At 61.5% G+C, this 17,473-nt stretch carries 17 protein-coding genes and 1 tRNA gene; 11 read left to right on the forward strand and 7 right to left on the reverse strand.

The features are described from left to right. The coding region (locus QP994_RS08395; protein ID WP_502870032.1) for a transposase-like zinc-binding domain-containing protein at nt 1-257 on the reverse strand (257 nt) is incomplete at its 3' end. A gap of 310 nt (nt 258-567) precedes the next feature. Between QP994_RS08395 and QP994_RS08400 the strand changes: the two genes are divergently transcribed. The 7 genes from QP994_RS08400 to QP994_RS08430 all read left to right on the forward strand — a co-directional run bounded on the left by QP994_RS08400 (nt 568) and on the right by QP994_RS08430 (nt 5,201). Further along, entirely contained in the window at nt 568-1,689 is a 1,122-nt protein-coding gene (locus QP994_RS08400; protein WP_284866181.1) for a CpaE-like family protein, read from the forward strand. Beyond that, the gene (locus QP994_RS08405) at nt 1,689-2,852 is read left to right on the forward strand and encodes a TadA family conjugal transfer-associated ATPase (protein WP_284866183.1); all 1,164 of its coding nucleotides are present in this window, start codon (nt 1,689-1,691) and stop codon (nt 2,850-2,852) included. Before QP994_RS08400 ends, QP994_RS08405 begins: the two co-directional genes overlap by 1 nt. Further along, nucleotides 2,849-3,622, forward strand: a complete 774-nt coding sequence (locus QP994_RS08410; RefSeq protein WP_284866185.1) for a type II secretion system F family protein — start codon at nt 2,849-2,851, stop codon at nt 3,620-3,622. Before QP994_RS08405 ends, QP994_RS08410 begins: the two co-directional genes overlap by 4 nt. After that, nucleotides 3,619-4,251 (forward strand): type II secretion system F family protein, encoded by a 633-nt coding sequence (locus QP994_RS08415; protein ID WP_284866186.1) that lies wholly within the window; start codon nt 3,619-3,621, stop codon nt 4,249-4,251. Before QP994_RS08410 ends, QP994_RS08415 begins: the two co-directional genes overlap by 4 nt. A gap of 161 nt (nt 4,252-4,412) precedes the next feature. Next, the gene (locus QP994_RS08420; protein WP_084576506.1) at nt 4,413-4,580 is read left to right on the forward strand and encodes a DUF4244 domain-containing protein; all 168 of its coding nucleotides are present in this window, start codon (nt 4,413-4,415) and stop codon (nt 4,578-4,580) included. 4 nt (nt 4,581-4,584) lie between these two features. Further along, entirely contained in the window at nt 4,585-4,878 is a 294-nt protein-coding gene (locus QP994_RS08425; RefSeq protein WP_284855758.1) for a hypothetical protein, read from the forward strand. Beyond that, nucleotides 4,875-5,201: an Rv3654c family TadE-like protein gene (locus QP994_RS08430; RefSeq protein WP_284866188.1), complete on the forward strand. Its 327-nt coding sequence runs from the start codon at nt 4,875-4,877 to the stop codon at nt 5,199-5,201. Before QP994_RS08425 ends, QP994_RS08430 begins: the two co-directional genes overlap by 4 nt. Before the next feature lie 12 nt (nt 5,202-5,213). Here the strand turns inward: QP994_RS08430 and QP994_RS08435 are convergent, their stop codons facing one another. Further along, complete coding sequence (locus QP994_RS08435) at nt 5,214-7,601, reverse strand: DEAD/DEAH box helicase (RefSeq protein WP_284866190.1); 2,388 nt, start codon at nt 7,599-7,601, stop codon at nt 5,214-5,216. Nucleotides 7,602-7,764: 163 nt separating this feature from the next. Here QP994_RS08435 and QP994_RS08440 point away from each other — a divergent pair, with 163 nt between their 5' ends. After that, the gene (locus QP994_RS08440) at nt 7,765-7,968 is read left to right on the forward strand and encodes a cold-shock protein (protein WP_284855761.1); all 204 of its coding nucleotides are present in this window, start codon (nt 7,765-7,767) and stop codon (nt 7,966-7,968) included. Nucleotides 7,969-8,039: 71 nt separating this feature from the next. Here the strand turns inward: QP994_RS08440 and QP994_RS08445 are convergent, their stop codons facing one another. Beyond that, a complete protein-coding gene (locus QP994_RS08445) occupies nt 8,040-8,675 on the reverse strand; it encodes a DedA family protein (protein ID WP_350309334.1) in 636 nt (211 codons plus the stop codon). Nucleotides 8,676-8,905: 230 nt separating this feature from the next. On the opposite strand from QP994_RS08445, the gene topA reads away from it, so the two are divergent. Then, nucleotides 8,906-11,875: a type I DNA topoisomerase gene (gene topA, locus QP994_RS08450; protein WP_284866192.1), complete on the forward strand. Its 2,970-nt coding sequence runs from the start codon at nt 8,906-8,908 to the stop codon at nt 11,873-11,875. A 152-nt stretch (nt 11,876-12,027) separates the two neighbouring features. On the opposite strand, the gene QP994_RS08455 is transcribed toward topA, so the two are convergent. Beyond that, nucleotides 12,028-13,554 (reverse strand): adenylate/guanylate cyclase domain-containing protein, encoded by a 1,527-nt coding sequence (locus tag QP994_RS08455; protein ID WP_284855763.1) that lies wholly within the window; start codon nt 13,552-13,554, stop codon nt 12,028-12,030. A 50-nt stretch (nt 13,555-13,604) separates the two neighbouring features. On the opposite strand from QP994_RS08455, the gene QP994_RS08460 reads away from it, so the two are divergent. Together QP994_RS08460 and QP994_RS08465 are read left to right on the forward strand one after the other, a co-directional pair. After that, nucleotides 13,605-14,828 carry a DNA polymerase III subunit delta' gene (locus tag QP994_RS08460; protein WP_284855764.1) on the forward strand — a complete coding sequence of 408 codons (1,224 nt, stop codon included), beginning with the start codon at nt 13,605-13,607 and terminating at the stop codon, nt 14,826-14,828. Between the two features lie 69 nt (nt 14,829-14,897). Beyond that, a tRNA-Thr gene (locus QP994_RS08465) sits at nt 14,898-14,973 on the forward strand. Nucleotides 14,974-15,124: 151 nt separating this feature from the next. Here the strand turns inward: QP994_RS08465 and QP994_RS08470 are convergent. The 3 genes from QP994_RS08470 to rfbA all read right to left on the reverse strand — a co-directional run bounded on the left by QP994_RS08470 (nt 15,125) and on the right by rfbA (nt 17,460). After that, nucleotides 15,125-15,580: a DUF4442 domain-containing protein gene (locus tag QP994_RS08470; RefSeq protein ID WP_284855945.1), complete on the reverse strand. Its 456-nt coding sequence runs from the start codon at nt 15,578-15,580 to the stop codon at nt 15,125-15,127. Between the two features lie 92 nt (nt 15,581-15,672). Next, entirely contained in the window at nt 15,673-16,536 is an 864-nt protein-coding gene (locus QP994_RS08475; RefSeq protein WP_284855946.1) for a DsbA family protein, read from the reverse strand. A 60-nt stretch (nt 16,537-16,596) separates the two neighbouring features. Then, nucleotides 16,597-17,460, reverse strand: coding sequence for a glucose-1-phosphate thymidylyltransferase RfbA (gene rfbA / locus QP994_RS08480; protein ID WP_284855947.1), 864 nt, complete (start codon nt 17,458-17,460; stop codon nt 16,597-16,599). Between the last annotated feature and the right edge of the window lie 13 nt (nt 17,461-17,473).

A 17,473-nucleotide genomic window follows, 5' to 3' on the forward strand; every position in this document is an offset into this window, starting at 1 on the left:
CACAGCAGCTTGAACCACCGGGTCAAAGTCCGCCTTGTTACCCCAAGGCGTTTGGCTAAATGGTCTGCGGATTCGCCGGAAAGAATCCAGTCAATAAAGATTTTGAAGTGCCGAATCTCGCTGGTGTGTGCGCGGGCATTAATCGATGAAACGTTGCATTTAGGACACAACCAGCGCTGGGTTCCTGCCGCGGTTTTGCCGTTCTTAACCAGTCCGTGGCCGCACATGTCACACGACGGCCGATTCCTATTAGCCATAGGAATTGGCCTTACCGCACCAGCAGCAGTCCCCTTATCACAGACCTAGGACTATCCAGTGTTGATTCCACAGATCGGGCCGTTGGAACCGATTCAAAATCAAGATCACCGTATTATCCCAGGCTGCCTCGGGAATCCGTATCGGTTTATCCACACGAAATGTCCCTTAAGCCCACTTGAGTGTGCAGCGAGCGTGATTATGGGGAGGTTATCCACAACTTTTTGGTGATGCATCCACATAAAAGAGGGTTATCCACAGCCTGTAGGAACGCCTCTTGAGCATGCTGAATATGTGGTTCATCGTGGGGTCATGCGTAATGAAACAGCACCCATCGTCGTCGCCGTAGACGATGCGCTTCTCCACCCAGAGGCGATGCATCTCGCCGCGGTCACCGGTCGGCTTGTGATTGATGTTCGCGACCCAGCGGAGACAGCACGTCACATCGCGCGGGGCTTCGCCGTGCTTATCGACGACACTTTTTTAGCCGCTCTCGCCCCCTCCAGTGAAGCTGATGCGCTAGCGCATCCGGGAATGTTCCGGATTTGTGGGAATGCGGATGCTGAGGCTGAGGCTGGGACTGGGAAAGCTAGCGAGGGATCTGGCTTGGTGCGGGACTCATTCATGCTCCCAGCAGAGGCAGCCTCTTTGTTGAAAGCTCTCGGGGAATTGGAGCAGCGGTCACCGCACAGGAATGGTGGCCCGGCTCTTCCGGGATCTGGTGTGGTGCTCACCTTCGTCGGCGCAGCAGGAGGAGCAGGGACGTCAACTTTGGCTGGGGCGGTGGCGCGCACATTAGCGGGCAAGGTGGCAACTGGTTCTGGTGCAGGACTTGATCCGGTGTTGGTGGATGGGCACCGATATTCCGGTGGGTTAGATCTTCTCCTGGGGGTGGAAGATTCCGTGGGTGCGCGGTGGGGTGATATTCAAATCGGGGATGGAAATGTGGACCGCGGGACCTTCGTCCGTGCGTTGCCTCGCACCTCCGATGGGATTGCGGTGCTGACCCACTCACGTTCAACGTTGCCGGCGCCGATAGAGGATGTGAGCACGGAACCAGCAGCATTGGAGCGGGCGGTGGCGGTGCTTGGTGGGGGCGGGGTGACCGTCGTGGATGCACCGCCGGGTAGACACATGGTGCGTAGTGATCACACTTTCATTGTCACCCCGGCGGAGGTGCGTGCTGCAGCGTCGGCTGCGCTCATTGCTGCGGAGTGCCGGGCAAACTCTGTGCCAGCATCGGTTGTTCTCCGCCATCGCGCATGGTCAGGGATGACCGTAGAAGAGGTACAACACGTGACCAAAACGGAGGTCATCGCGGAGGTCCCCACGGTTCGGTCCCTGACCAAAGACACCGAAATCTTTGGGTTGCCAGCGCGCTTACCCCGTGGTTTGAGTGTGGCTACTGAAGCGATCATTGGGGCGGTGACGTGATGGACCGCACCAAAATCATCACCGCGGTGCAACGTCGCTTGGCAGATGATCCACGCCTAGCACCCACACACGGCCGCGTCGATCCTGCTGAACTTGCCGCCGTCATTCGGGAGGAAGCGGTGGTGATCAGTGACCTAGACGTGCTGGACATCATGCGTGCCTTGCGCGATGAGACAGTGGGAATTGGTCCGCTTGAGCAGTTGCTTGCTATTGACGGCATTACCGACATCTGCGTCAACGGCCCCGATGACATCTTCATTGACCGGGGTGCAGGACTCGAACGTAGTGGGCTTACCCTGCCCGATGATGCGGATGTGCGCCGTCTAGCCACCCGACTGGCCACGACGTGTGGGCGCCGGCTTGATGATGCCCGGCCCTTCGCCGACGGACACCTAACGCGAGATGATGGCACCCTCGTACGCTTCCACGCCGTGCTGCCACCCACCTCCGCGGCAGGAACCTGCATTTCCCTGCGAGTACTGCGGAGCAAAACGGCCACGCTTGAGCAGTTGGAAGCCTCAGGGGCGGTGGATGAGGAAAGGGTGGGGGTGTTGCGGGGGATCGTCGATAAGCGAAAAGCTTTTCTCGTTGTCGGCGGAACCGGAACGGGAAAAACAACGTTGCTCGCTGCGATGTTGGCCCAAGTCGCGCCACATGAGCGGATTGTGGCGATTGAGGACACGGTGGAGCTTGTGCCCACCCACCCACACGTGGTCAACCTGACATCGCGTGGCGCAAATGCCGAAGGTGCGGGCGAAATCAGCATGTCTGACCTGCTGCAACAATCATTGCGTATGCGCCCGGACCGCATCGTGGTGGGGGAGATCCGCGGCCCTGAGGTGGTGGATCTTCTCGCCGCTTTGAACACGGGCCACGACGGCGGTGCCGGCACCGTGCACGCCAACTCGATTGAGGAAGTGCCCGCTCGGTTGGAAGCGCTCGCAGCGTTGGGTGGCCTTGACCGGGCAGCGCTGCATTCGCAGCTCGCCGCTGCGGTGGACGGGGTTGTAGTGATGAAGCGGCAGCCAGATGGCACGCGCATCGTCCACCAGATTGGCGTGCTACGAGGCAACCCCGTGGTGCCTGAGGTGGTGTGGGACTCCGATCGCGGACCGCAAGCAGGCTACGAAGACCTCCTTGCGGAACTGGGGGTGGCCGCATGATCCCGCTCATCCTCGTCGCTGCCGCGGTGTTCATACTGCCCATCAGTCCATCCGGCCGCGTCATGGAGCACTCCCAGCGCCGCATTCACCCCGTTGTCCTTCCGGTGGCCATGGTGCTTGTGGTCCTTGCAATCTTGGCTACGGACCGCTCAACGCTGCTGATCAGTGCCTGCATGGCTGGGTTCGTCGCTTTGCGCACCTTGTCCAAGGCCCGTGAAAGAAAAACACGGGAGATAGCTCTGGCCGCCACATCCACATTCCTCGGCCACGTTGTTGCCGCGGTACGCGCCGGGTCCGCGATGCCGGACGCATGTAGCCGGGCAGTGGAACAACTACCGGCGAACACCCCAGCAGAACTGACAAAGGAGCTACGTCGCGTTGCCGCACTGAGCCGTGGCGGTGGGCAAGGTGCCACAGCGTTGACGTCTTCTGACATGCCCGAACTGCGTGAAGTGCGCAATGTGTGGGCGCTGTCTGCCCAGCTGGGTATTCCGGCGGCGGATCTTCTCACCAGCGCCCGCACCCGCATTGACCACACGCTGCGCCACAGGAATGCAACCAAAGCTGCCCTTTCAGGCCCGCGTGCAACAGCCGCCATCCTCGCGGTCCTGCCACTGGCAGGAGTGCTCATGGGCGAAGCGATGGGTGCGCGACCCATCGCGCTGCTCACCAGTGGTGGGTTAGGCGGGATCTTGCTCGTCGGCGGAACAGCGCTGGTGTGTGCCGGATTCATAACATCCCAGACGATCATCGGGAGGGCAGCCGCATGAGTGGAACAGTTGCATTAAGCCTGGTCGCAGCAGTGATGCTCGGTGCCGGTGCGAGCGTGGCACCACCACCGCCACACGGCAGATTGGACGTGGATGATCCCGTGCCACGTGGCGCATTCACTCTATTGCTTCGCCGCGGCCCGAACCCTAAAACCCCGCGCGATGGCCCCGGTGTGCGCCACAGGATCGCCAGCGATATTGAGCTCTTCGCCGCCTGCTACCGCGCCGGGCTACCGGCCGCCACAGCAGCGGAAGCGGTTGCTGCCAGTTATGGCGGCGTTCAACCGGGGCAGGGCACCACAGCTGACATGTGGCGGCGCGTGGTTTCCTACCTCTCGCTCGGGGTTGAACCTGACCGGGCCTGGGCCGTCATGGACGGAACCCCAGGGCTGGAAGAGCTCGCCTCGCTGGTCACCTTGTCTCACGCTTCGGGCACTGCCGTCGCGCAGGGGTGCGACCGCATTGTCACGGAACTCCGTGACGCGGCCGCCGATGATGCGACAACAGCTGCCGAACGCGCAGGGGTGCTCATCAGCATTCCGCTCGCCGCGTTCTTCCTTCCCGCCTTCTTTGTCCTTGGCCTAGCCCCGGTGGTTATCGGGCTTGGCGCCGGGGTGCTCGGCGGGTGACACAAAAAACCTTTTACAACCACTGAATAAAGACTGAACTAAGACAACCAACAAACACATCAAGGAGAAGAACAATGAAAACACTGACGAACCTCAAGGATGCTTTTAGCCAGCCGATTGACCGGGCACTGACCCGCGCTTATGCCCATGCCACCGCGCGGATGCAGGTGGTGCGGAATGATGCCGGAATGTCCACCATTGAATACGCCATGGGGTCATTGGCAGCCGCGGCACTGGCCGCGGTGCTCTACATGGTGATCAACGGCAACGGCGTGGTCGATGCGATTGAAGGAATCATCACCGATGCGCTTAGCAACAAGCCGTCCTAAGGTGATGGATGATCGCGGTTCCGTCACCATTGAAGCCGCATTATCGCTGGCTGTGTTGGTGACGGTGGCCGCGGCGATCATCGCGGGTATCTCCACCATGGCGGCGTACGTGTCCGCGGTGGATGTGGCCGGTGCTGCCGCGCGTTCGCACGCGATCGGGGTGGAGTATTCCCCGCCGCGGGCCAACATCGATGTCACGATCTCGGAGAACGCAGAGATGGTTACCGTGACCGCACGCGTGCCCGCTGTCGTGCGAGACATGCATGCCACAGCGGTCTATCCAGTGGAGGTGCGGTGAAGCACAAATTGCTTATCGGCGATCACGGGTACGCCACCATCCTCTCCGCCAGCATCGTGGCCGCGGTGGTGAGCCTGGCTGTTGTTGTTGCCGGAATAGTCAGCCAAGTGGTGAATTCTCACCGCGCCCAAGTCGCAGCGGACCTTTCCGCCGTGACAGCAGCAACTGCGTTGTATGCCGGGCATGATCCGTGCGGAAAAGCCACCTTCACCGCCGAGCTGAACAAAGCGCATGTACTGAGCTGTCAGGTGATCGAGTCCGACACCGTGCTCACAGTGAAGGTTGGGCGTGCTGAGGCTACAGCGCGGGCCGGACCGATCTAAACGCTCGGCGGGCTAAGAGCTTGGAGGGGCGACACGTGCGGAGAGCCCCGCCGTCATGGTCACCAACGCGCCCAGGAGCTTCAACGCCCCAGCCTTATCCAAAGGCTGGTTACCGTTGCCGCACTTGGGGGATTGCACGCATGACGGGCAGCCGGATGCACACCCGCAGGACTTGACCGCCTCATAGGTGGCCTCAATCCACTCGTGGAAGCGGGCGTAACCCTCATCGGCAAAACCCGCACCGCCCGGGTGCCCGTCATAGACAAACACCGTGGGTTGCATCGTGTCCGGATGCAGTGCAGTGGACACACCACCGATATCCCACCGGTCACAGGTGGCTAACAAAGGAAGGAGGCCAATGGCGGCGTGCTCCGCGGCATGCAGCGCGCCGGAGACATCCCCAGCAGCGATACCTAACTCATCGAGCACCAGCGGATCAATGGTGTACGCCACCGCACGGGTAACCAAGGTCTGTTCGGGTAGGTCGAGGGGGATGTGTTCGGAGACGGTGCCGTCCGCAAGCCGCACTACATAGCCCGTGACATGGTCGGTGACTTCGACGTCCACGTTGGCCACCCACAAACCTGGCGACGGATTGACCCGCGCGTGTGGTTCCCCAATGACCGCGATGTCGGTGGTGGAACGCGCCATGGTGGAATAGTCCGGCATCTCCGGGTGGGCGAGTGCAACGTAATTGTCCAAGTCCAGTTCATCGATGATGAAGTACTCGCCCTGGTGGATGTACACCGCGCCATCATGCACCTGCGCGGCGGCGCGGCCGGAATCGATGGTGCCCAGCAGGCGCCCATCGGTGGCATCCACGATCATTACTTCCTCTCCCGTGCCACCGCGCAGCGAGATCATCCCGTGGGCCGTCTCCGGGGTGATATCACCCGTGAGCTGTGGCACCGCAAACCACCCGCGCGGGCGACGGCGCAAAAAACCAGCGGATGTCAGTTCCGCGACGACATCGGCTGCACCAAACGCCACCACGTCCGCGTCCGTCAACGGGCGCTCCACCGCAGCGCAGTACACATGTCCCCGCAAAATGAAAGGATTCTGCGGATTGAACACACTGTTTTCCACCGGTTTGTCCAGCAACGCTTCGGGGTGGTGCACCAGGTAGGTATCCATCGGCTCATCCCGAGCCACCATCACCACCAAGGAGGACTGTCCTCGGCGGCCAGAGCGGCCTGCCTGCTGCCGGAAAGACGCAACCGTGCCAGGAAACCCTGCCATGACCACGGCATCGAGCCCGCCAACGTCAATGCCCAATTCCAGGGCATTCGTCGTGGCCATGCCTAGAAGATCGCCGTTGTCCAGTGCCTTCTCCAACGCGCGACGGTCCTCCGCCAAGTAACCAGCGCGGTAGGAGGCAATGCGGGAAGCGAAGTCAGCTCGACCCTTGGCCACGAGGTCTTCTGCTGCACGCATGGCCACTGTTTCGGCCGCGCGCCGGGAACGCACGAAGGTGAGCGTGCGTGCGCCGGCAGCGACGAGTTCGGCCATCATCGCGGCTGCCTCCGTTGTGGCTGGATGCCGGACGGGTGCACCGTTTTCGCCCTCCGCGCCTTCGATGAAGCCGGGTTCCCACAGGGCGAAGGTTTTCTCACCGGTAGGGGCACCGTCGTCTGTCACGGCGGTGACTTGGCGGCCGGTGAGGTTACCGGCATGGGCGGCTGGGTCAGCGGCGGTGGCCGAGGCCAAGATGAACACCGGCTCCGCGCCGTAGGAACGGGCAAGACGATCAAGGCGTCGTAATACCAACGCCACGTTCGCACCAAAAACACCCCGGTAGGTGTGGCATTCATCCACGATCACGTACTTGAGATTGCGCAGTAGCCGCACCCACTTGGGGTGGCTGGACAAGATCCCGGCGTGCAACATGTCGGGGTTGGTGAACACGAACCGGGTGGTTTCCCGGATGGTGGAGCGGGCTTCGGTGGGGGTGTCCCCGTCATAAGGCGCGGGATTGGCGGCAGTTTTGGTGCCGTTCCCCAACACTGGGTGTCCCTTGATCAGCGAGCTGACAGCCAGCAACTGGTCCGAGCCCAGTGCCTTCGTCGGAGTGAGGTACATCGCGCAGGCCGTTGGGTCAGTGGCCAAGGTGGTCAACACTGGCAGCTGGTATCCCAAGGACTTGCCGGAAGAAGTCCCTGTTGCCACTACAACGTCTGTGCCTTCCCACGCCAGCTGCGCGCATCGTGCTTGGTGGGTGTACAGCGCATGCACTCCTGATTCTTCCCACCGCCGGCGCAGTTCGGCATCTGCCCATCCCGGCCAGGGCGCGGTGCGGGCGTGTTGGGCAGGCAGTGTTCGCACATGTGTGAGGGTGCCGGCGGGGAGGGTGCGGGAGATGCTGTCAATGAGTTCGCTGGCGAATGAGCCGGGCGCAGTCATGGTGGCACCTCCTTGGAAAAACGAGTGAATAATGAACTTGTCCGACGTGAAAGCATAAATCATGGCAGACTTAGTGGCGGTTGCGGATAAGAAGATCCGCCGCCATGAAACCGGATAGGCCGGTTTTAGTTAGACAACCGGCATATACGGAAGGTTTTCAATAATGGCTACAGGTACTGTGAAGTGGTTTAACGCCGAAAAGGGTTTCGGCTTCATCGCTCCTGATGATGGTTCCGCGGACGTGTTCGTGCACTACTCCGAGATTCAGGGCAGCGGCTTCCGCACCCTCGAAGAGGATCAGAAGGTTGAGTTTGAGGTCGGCGAAGGTGCCAAGGGCCCGCAGGCTCAGCAGGTGCGCGCGCTCTAATTGCGCTGAGAGGCGCGCGACGCCCCTCAGTTTTCTAAACCGGTCTACCCAAAACGGGTGTGGCCGGTTTTTTAGATGCTGGATACCCCACGGCGGACGTCAAACCATTCCATTGCGGCGGCCTGCAGGCGCTGAATGGCCATACCGACGAGGCTGCCTAAGGTCACGCCCACGATCATGGCGAGGAGTGGGTAATCCGAGAAAAGAGTGCCGCCGAGGTAGCCGGTACCAACGCTGATGAGCACCCACAGGATGACGCCGATGGTGTCAAAGAAGAAGAACAGGAACCAGTTGTAGCGCACGGACCCCAATACGATGGTGGCCACCCAGCGGGCCCAGGGCAAGAAGCGGGCAACCATGATGGTCACCGGGCCATGCTCGTTCATGTTCGCGCGCACCCACGTGATTGCTTTACCAGCACGGGACTCCGGGTCGAGGCGGTTGACCAGGCCAATCAGGCGGCTGCCCAGCATGAAGCACAAATTGTCACCAATAATCGCGCCGATGCCGGCGGCGACCATCACCCACTTCACATCGGGGACACCTTGAGACGCAGAAAAAGCTCCCGCCAGGTTAAGCACCGTTTCAGATGGCACGACGGGGAACAGGGCATCAATGGTGATGAGGAGACCGACGAGGGGATAGAAAATAGGCATCGTCATCAATTGCTCAAGAAAGGCAATGAGCCCGTCGACGATCTCGGTCACGCGGTCGGCCTCCTTTCCATGACAGGTTCCCTCAGCACTTTTTTGGCAAGTTTACTCACGCTCGTTGGTCGGGCGAAGTGTTACGGTGCTAGAAAATGACGGTTGTAAAAAGGGGCCGTCGATAAGCAATTGCCTCCTAAAATTTGGAGCCGTAAGTTTCACGTGCTGCAAAATACGTGGTAGTTGTCTGTAGTGAGTTAATCAAGCACCGCATTAAGGAGTCACCCGGCGTGACGGAGAAGAACGCACAGGGCAAAACCCTGGTCATCGTGGAGTCGCAGACGAAAGCGAAGAAGATCCAGAAATACCTGGGCAACAACTACTTTGTTGAGGCTTCCGTGGGGCACATTCGCGACCTTCCCGGCCGCTCTGCTGACATTCCTGCGAAGTACAAGAAGGAGCCGTGGGCGCGCCTAGGCGTGAACCCGGAGAACTCTTTCGAGCCGATTTACGTGGTCAGCGCGGATAAAAAGAAGAAGGTCACAGATCTGCGCGCGAAGCTGAAGCAGTCCGACAAGCTGCTGCTGGCAACAGACCCGGACCGTGAGGGCGAAGCGATCGCGTGGCACCTACTTGAGGTGCTCAAGCCGAAGGTGCCGGTGGAGCGCATGGTGTTCAATGAGATCACCGAATCCGCCATCAAGGAAGCCGCGGAAAACACCCGTGAGCTGGACATGAACCTTGTGGACGCGCAGGAAACGCGCCGTATCCTGGACCGCCTGTACGGCTACGAAGTCTCCCCGGTGCTGTGGAAGAAGATCATGCCGCGCCTGTCCGCTGGCCGCGTGCAATCCGTGGCCACGCGTGTGATCGTCGAACGCGAGCGAGAACGCATGGCCTTTGTCTCCGCCGAATACTGGGATGTCACCGCCACCCTCAACGCGGGTGCCACGGGTGCAGGTCAGCCCGATGAATTCGACGCCAAGCTCATTGCTATCGACGGCTCCAAGATCGCCCAAGGCCGCGATTTTGACGACCGTGGCCGGCTGAAGAACGACTCCCTCGTGGTGGTGGACAAGCAGGACGCCGAGAACCTCGCCGAGAATCTCACTGGCCAGGCGATGGAAGTATCCAACGTGGAGTCCCGCCCGTACACCCGCAAGCCGTACGCGCCTTTCATGACGTCGACTCTGCAGCAGGCAGCCGGTGCGAAACTGCACTTCACCTCGGCCCGCACCATGCGCATCGCGCAACGCCTGTATGAAAACGGCCACATTACCTATATGCGTACGGACTCGACCTCGCTGTCCCAGCAGGGCGTGGCGGCTGCGCGCGCCGCCGCCACGGAGTTGTATGGAGCCAACTACGTCACCGATGCCCCGCGCCGCTACGACCGGAAGGTGAAGAACTCCCAGGAGGCACACGAGGCGATCCGCCCCGCCGGCGAGCGCTTTGCCACCCCCGGCGAGCTGGCTCAGTCTCTTGATGCTGAGGAATTCAAGCTTTACGAGCTCATCTGGCAGCGCACCGTCGCCTCCCAGATGGAAGACTCCCGCGGCACGTCCGTCACCGTCACCGTTGCCGGCGATGCCAAGACCGGCGAACACGTTGAACTGTCCGCCTCCGGCCGCACCATCACCTTCCCGGGCTGGCTGCGCGCCTACTCCGACAACCAAGACAGCAAGGAAAAGCACCTGCCTGAGCTGGCCAAGGGTGACGCGCTGACCGCCCGCGAAGTCACCGCCGACGGCCACTCCACCAACCCGCCGGCCCGCTACACCGAGGCCAGCTTGGTGAAGAAGATGGAGGACCTCGGCATCGGCCGCCCGTCCACCTACGCCTCCATCATCAAAACCATCCAGGACCGCGGCTACGTGGCCACCCGTGGCAACGCACTCGTACCCACCTGGGTTGCGTTCTCCGTGGTCGGGCTCATGGAGCAGAATTTCGATGCGCTGGTGGACTACGAGTTCACCTCCTCCATGGAAGACGAACTCGACGAGATCGCTCGCGGCACCGAGGACCGCACCGAGTGGCTCACCGGCTTCTACTTCGGCGACGCTGATGCGGACGATTCCACTGCCGAAGCCATCGCGCGCCGCGGCGGCCTGAAGTCCATCATCGAGACCAACCTCGAATCCATCGACGCCCGCCAGGTCAACTCACTCGAGCTTTACGTTGACGACGAAGGCCGCCCCGTCCACGTCCGCGTCGGACGCTACGGCCCCTACCTGGAGCGCCAGATCGGCGTCAATGCGGACGGCGAGCCTGAGTACCAGCGCGCCAACCTGCCCGAATCCACCACCCCGGATGAGGTCACCCCGGCTATGGCAGAGAAGCTCTTTGCCACCCCACCCACGGGCCGTGAGCTGGGCACCAACCCCGCCAACGGCCGTATGGTCGTGGCCAAGGAGGGCCGCTACGGGCCGTACGTCACCGAGCTTGTCCGCGACGATGAGCGCGCCACCGCCGAGGCCCGTGCGCTTGAGATCGTCGCTGCTGAGCGCGCCGAAGAGGACGCCCAGCGCGCCGCCGAGGGCAAGCGCGCCAAGAACTGGGAAACCAAAACCGCGACCGCGCAAAAAGAAAAGCGAGTCGAGCAGCTTATCGACGAGCACCTCAAACCCGCCACCGCCTCCCTCTTCTCCACCATGGAACCATCCACGGTCACCCTGGAAGAGGCACTGCAGCTGCTGTCCTTGCCGCGCGAAGTCGGTGTGGACCCGTCCGATGGTGAAGTGATCACTGCTCAGAACGGCCGCTATGGCCCGTACCTGAAGAAGGGCAGCGACTCCCGCTCCCTAGCCAATGAAGAGCAGATCTTCTCCATCACCCTGGACGAGGCCCGCCGCATCTACGCCGAACCCAAGCGTCGCGGGCGTGCCGCCGCCCAGCCCCCGCTCAAGGTGCTTGGTGATAACGACGTCTCCGGCAAACCCATGACCGTCAAAGACGGCCGCTTCGGCCCCTACGTCACCGACGGCACCACCAACGCCTCCCTCCAGCGCGGCGACACCCCCGAAACCATGACGGACGCCCGCGCCAACGAGCTTCTGTCTGCCCGCCGCGCCCGCGAGGCCCAGGATGCTGAGGCCGGTGGCACCAGTGGCACCGGCCGTGCAAAGAAGACCGCCAAGAAGGCCAAAAAGACAACCAAGCGCACCGCCAAGAAGGCTGCGAAGAAGACAGCCAAGAAGACCACGAAGAAGCCCCCGCAGACCACCAAACGTGTGATCAAGGCGGGTTCCCGCCGGAAGTAGGGCTTAACCCGGGTCTTCGGAGGGTCGGTTGTGTAAAAATTTACAACCGGCCTTTCGGGCAAATTTAAACCCGCTGGTCAGGGATTTCTAGTGCTGGATAGTTACCGGTGCAATGTAAAGTTTTACACACAGGCACCGATAGTTCAGTCTCCCTAGTGACGCTCCGCCAACGTCGGGCGCACGGGGCGGGCGAGTTGGGTCATCTTGTTGCGGCCGCGGAGCTCGATGGATTTCATGCGGGTCCAGCGGGCGTGCTCGATTTCGTTCGCTTCGGTGAGCGTTGAGGTGTTGGTGAGCACTCGGCCTGGAGTGGTTTTGGCCAGCTCGGTGAGGCGGGCGGCGGTGTTCACGGCGTCGCCGATGACGGTGTATTCGAAGCGGTCTTGGCCACCAATGTGGCCAGCAACAACGTGGCCAGCGGCGACACCAATGCCGGCGTCAAGCTCAAGTCCGCGCAGCTCCTGGCGTAGTTCACGGGCGGCCTTGAGCGCGTAGGAGACGAAGTCTGGCAGGTTAACCGGGGCGCCGAAGATGGCCAGTGCTGCGTCACCTTCGAATTTGTTGATCACGCCCTTGTTGCGGTGCACCACGTCGACGACGATTTCGAAGAAGCCGTTGAGGGCCTCCACCACTTCCTCAGGGGTGCGGTCCACGGCGAGTTTGGTGGAGCCGATGACGTCAACAAACACGACGGCGACTTGGCGTGCCTCACCACCGAGTTCCGGTTTTTCCTCCAGCGCCTTCTGGGCAACTTCGGAGCCAACGTATTGGCCGAAGATGTCGCGGACGCGTTCCCTTTCGTTGAGGCCGCGCATCATTTCGTTGAAGCCGGCTTGGAGGACACCGAGCTCAGAGCCGTCGTAAATGTCTACTTGCGCGGAGGTATCGCCGCTGCGCACCTGGTTGATGGCGTGCTGGAGTTCCTTGATGGGGTCAACCACACTCATGGTGGCAAACATGGTGCCGGCCATGCCGGTGATGATGGCGGTGATGGCAATGGCGGAGACGGACGGCATGAGCTCGCCGGGGGTGTCTTGGAAGAAGCCGTAGCGCTGGGCGGCGAGCAGGAAGAGGATGCCAAGGAGGGGCACCCCGGATGTCATGAACCAGACCAGGTAGAGCCGCTGTTTGATGGGCGGCTCGAGCATGGTGTCTTCGGCGCGGTTGGACAGGGTTTTGGCGGCGATGGGCCGCACGAGTCGTTCGGCTTGGACGAAGGTGAGCACGCAGGTGAGCAGTCCAGCCATGATGGTGGAGATGGCCACCACAAAGGCGAGTTGGGCGTCATGTCGGGCGGTGGCGGCGGTGGCGATGATAATGCCAACGAGCCAAATCACCCCCACGACCAGCGTTTGTAGCACGGGGATGCGCAATACGAGGGTGCGTACAGCAGCGGCGTCGTACCGGTCGGGCCGCCGCCCGAAGTGCAGCACGGGCCGGAAGAGCGTGTAGGACACGATCCCGCCCACAACCACGGCAAGGATCAAGTACACGATGCCCAGGGGAGCGAAACCGGACGCGACCGCGCCGAGTTCTTTCGCCCCAGGCATGGGGATGAGGTAGCGGACAAAGGCCATGATGGCCATCGCGCTGACAACGTTGGTGAACAGCAGCACGGAGGCGTACAAGGGCCATGGGGTGCCCATGATCCACCGAATACCGCGCCACATCCGTTCCACGATCATCTACTCTACGTTGCTTGTCGCCCCGCGGTTGTAGGGTGGGTGACGTGACTGCGCCGAATCTTCCTGCCTCGCGTTCTGTGGCTGAGCGTCTTGCCGATATTCCGTCGGTGCGTTCGGTGATCCTCGCCGCCGCAGCCGCTGCGCGTGGGGTGGAGGGGGCGCCGGCACATGCGATGACGCATTCGTGGTTGTTCACCGGTCCGCCGGGTGCGGGGCGTTCGACGTCGGCGTTGGCGTTCGCGGCGGCGCTCGTGTGCACCGATCCGGAGGAGCTCGGGTGCGGGCGCTGCCAGAGTTGTCGGGATGTTTTCGCCGGTGCGCACACGGATGTTGTGCATGTTGTGCCACAAGAGCTCGTCATCAAAGTCAAGACGGTGCGCGAGATCATCGCTCAAGCTTCTCGCTTGCCGACGATTTCCCCGTACCGCATCATCATCATCGACGACGCCGACCGGTTCTCCTTCGAAGCAGCCGACGCGTTCCTGAAAACGGTGGAGGAACCACCGGCATCCACGGTGATCATCATGTGTGCACCGTCGACGGATCCGGAGGACTTCTCCACGACGTTGCGTTCGCGGTGTAGGCATTTGTATGTGCCGGCTCCGTCGACAAGCGAAATTGTGCGCTTGCTGATGGAGGAGGAAGGAGCCTCGGAACAGGTCGCCCGGCTTGCTGCGGTGACGTCGCTGCATCATGTGGGGCGGGCGCGTCGACTGGTGCGCTCGGAGGAGGCGCAACTGCGCAGGGGCATCGCGATCAACCTAGCGGAGCTGGTCTTCCACGGCGACCAGGCGTTCAAGGCGGTGGCCGCGTTGGTGAAGTCGGCGGATGCCGCGGCGAAGGATGCCTACGCGGACGCGGACCAGGAGGAGCGCGACAAACTGGAAAATGCCCTCGGCATGGGCGCGAAGGGAAAGGGTGCTGCGCGGGCACTGCGGGGGACAGCGTCCTCGATCAAGGAGCTGGAAGCAGCGCAGAAGGCCCGCGGTACGCGTCGTTTGCGCGACGTGCTGGACCTCACCTTGGTAGATGTGGCGGGGATTTACCGCGATGCCATTGTGATCCGCAGCGGTAGCGGGGTCGAGCTCGTTCACCCAGACTTTGAGGGACTCTCGCGTGAGATAGCCGAGCGCGTTGATGTGGCCGGGCTGACCGAATGCCTCGATGCCATCGTCGAATGCCGCGAACGCCTGGATCAGTCCGTGCTGCCGGTCATTGCCTTCAACGGAATGTTGGGCCGCATCCGGCTCGCTTGTGGTGTGAGCTGACCGGCGATTTTTGCTCGGGGATCTTTCTCCACTAAGCTAAGCCATCGGATTGCACGCTGTGCTTTCCGCGCCGCCTTAGCTCAGTCGGCAGAGCGTTTCACTCGTAATGAAAAGGTCGCGAGTTCGATTCTCGCAGGCGGCTCCACCAAAACCCCAGCACGAAAACTGTTTCGGCTGGGGTTTCGTCGTCCAAGCGCGGTCACCTGTTCTCAACTTTCAAAAGTCGGTTGCACGTCCTGCGCGTTTAGTGAAATCCTGTAGCGTTTTCAAAATCTGATCGCGGGGAGCCACCCGATCTACTGCTGCTTGCGGCGGTAGTAGACCTGGCGGCGCACGTGTGCGACGACATCGCCTTCCTCATCGACGATGTCCACGTCGAACCAGTGGAGGTACTTATCGCCGTTCGCGGTCTTTTCCTTGATCAGCGCGTAGGTTTCCTCCGGGATGCGCATGTCAGCGGTGATCTTGCCGCGGCCCGGCTTGACGTACTTGATCTCGCCGGCGGTATCCCAGATGCGGTACTCCTTGCCCAGGCGGTGCATGGAGGCAAGCATGAAGAAGGGGTCCGTCATGGCGGACATGGTGCCGCCGAAGGCCACGCCCATGGCGTTCTTGGTCAGGATGTTTGCCTTGTGCGTGACCACGACGCGGGTGCCATCATCGGCGAATTCCTTGACTTTCACGCCGGCGCCCAAGAAGGGAGGCCAGAAGCTCATGAAGTTTTTCAGCTGGCGTGCAGTGTAGTGGGGCATGAAAAAGCTCCGTCTGAGTGTTGGTAATCATGGATCAAACGGAGCTAACTATACCGGGGTGCGGGGTGAGGTGTGGATCACACTCAGCCCGGTTAGTTGGCGGCGAGTTGGGTGTTGATGGCGGAGCGGAAATCGTCGATAGGCATCGCACCGGCAAGGAATTTCTTACCGATGATAAACCCGGGCGTCCCCGTGATACCCAGGCCTTGTGCGTAGTTGCGGGCCTCATCGATCGCGTCGTCGTACTTATCGCTTTGGGCATCGGCGATGAACTTATCGATGTCAGGGACTTCAGCCTTCCTGGCAAAACCGATGAAGTCCTCGAGTTCAAAGCCCGGGTGACCACCCTTCTCAGCCGCGGCAGCCATGTAGGCATCCTTGTAGGCGGCGAAACGGCCCTGCTCAGCAGCCGCGCGACCAGCCTTGGCAGCAGCGATGGATGCAGGGCCCTGGACAGCCAGGTCATTCCACTCGATGCGCACGTACCCTTCGTCCACGTATTCCTTGATCAGTTCCGGTTCCACGGTGGTGGCGTGGCGAATGCAGAACGGGCACTCCCAATCGCTGAATTCAGCGATAACGACGGGTGCGTCCAAAGCACCAACCGCCATCGGGTCCTTGGGGTCGCGGCGAGCAGCGTTATCAATCTCATCCTGGGAGGTGATGGGGGCGCTCGGCCCGTGGATGGTGGCGTCGAAGAAGCCATTGGAATTGGCCTTCACCGGGCTGAAATCGGTACCCGGGGTGGCGCCATCAGGAATACCGGCGCTGGTTCCTTCAACCACCGCACCGTCCGGACCAACGCCACCGACCTGCTCCGCCATCTGGTTCAGGGCGTTCTGCTGCCCATCGCGCTCACCGATGACGTAGCCGCCTACGGCGGAAGCCAGGGCGAAAACAATGGTGAAAGCCCACATCAAGGGCGGAATCTTGGTCTTTGGGGTGTTGTTGGTCATGGGGTCTCCGGTTGAGGGGTGATTCGCGGATAAGCGTGCGACCGCACGATACCGCAATTCTTACTCGCGGGCGGCATCGAGTAGATACTGCCCGTAGCCCGACTTCAGCATGGGTGCGGCAAGCTCCTCTAGCGTCTCCGCATCGATGAAACCTTGGTGATACGCGGCAACCTCGGGCGATCCGATGACCGTGCCCGTGCGCTTTTGCAACACCTCGACGTAGGCGCTGGCCTCGCTCATGGAATCGATCGTGCCTGTATCCAGCCACACATCCCCGCGGTGCAGGCGATGAACCTTGAGCTTGCCTTGCTTCAGGTAGGCATCGTTGACGCTGGTGATTTCCAGCTCCCCGCGCTCGCTGGGCTCGATGGATGCGGCTATCTCCACCACGTCATTGTCGTAGAAATACAGTCCGACCACGGCGAAGTTGGACTGGGGATGCTCGGGTTTTTCTTCAATGGCGGTGGCCGTGCCGCTGTCATCGAAGCTAACCACGCCGTAGCGTTCCGGGTCGCTCACCTCGTAGGCGAAAATCGCGCCGCCGTCAGGGGCCGTCGCCTCATTCATGAGGCGGGTGAGTTCCGTGCCGTCGAAGATGTTGTCCCCAAGGACGAGGGCCACCGAATCATCCCCGATGAAGTCTTTCCCGATGAGGAAGGCTTGTGCCAGGCCATCGGGGGAGGGCTGCACCGCGTAGTCGATCATGAGGCCCCACGCGGAGCCATCACCAAGCAAACGCTCAAAAGCCTCACGGTCCTCCGGCGTGGTGATCACCAGGATCTCCCGGATACCCGCGCTGATCAGCGTGGACAGCGGGTAGTAGATCATTGGCTTGTCATAAATAGGCATCAGCTGTTTCGAGATGCCCTTTGTAATCGGGTACAGCCGTGTGCCGGAACCGCCGGCGAGAATGATGCCCTTCATGTTTGGAAGTCTA

The organism is Corynebacterium sp. MSK044, from assembly GCF_030232825.1.
Lineage (GTDB): Bacteria > Actinomycetota > Actinomycetes > Mycobacteriales > Mycobacteriaceae > Corynebacterium.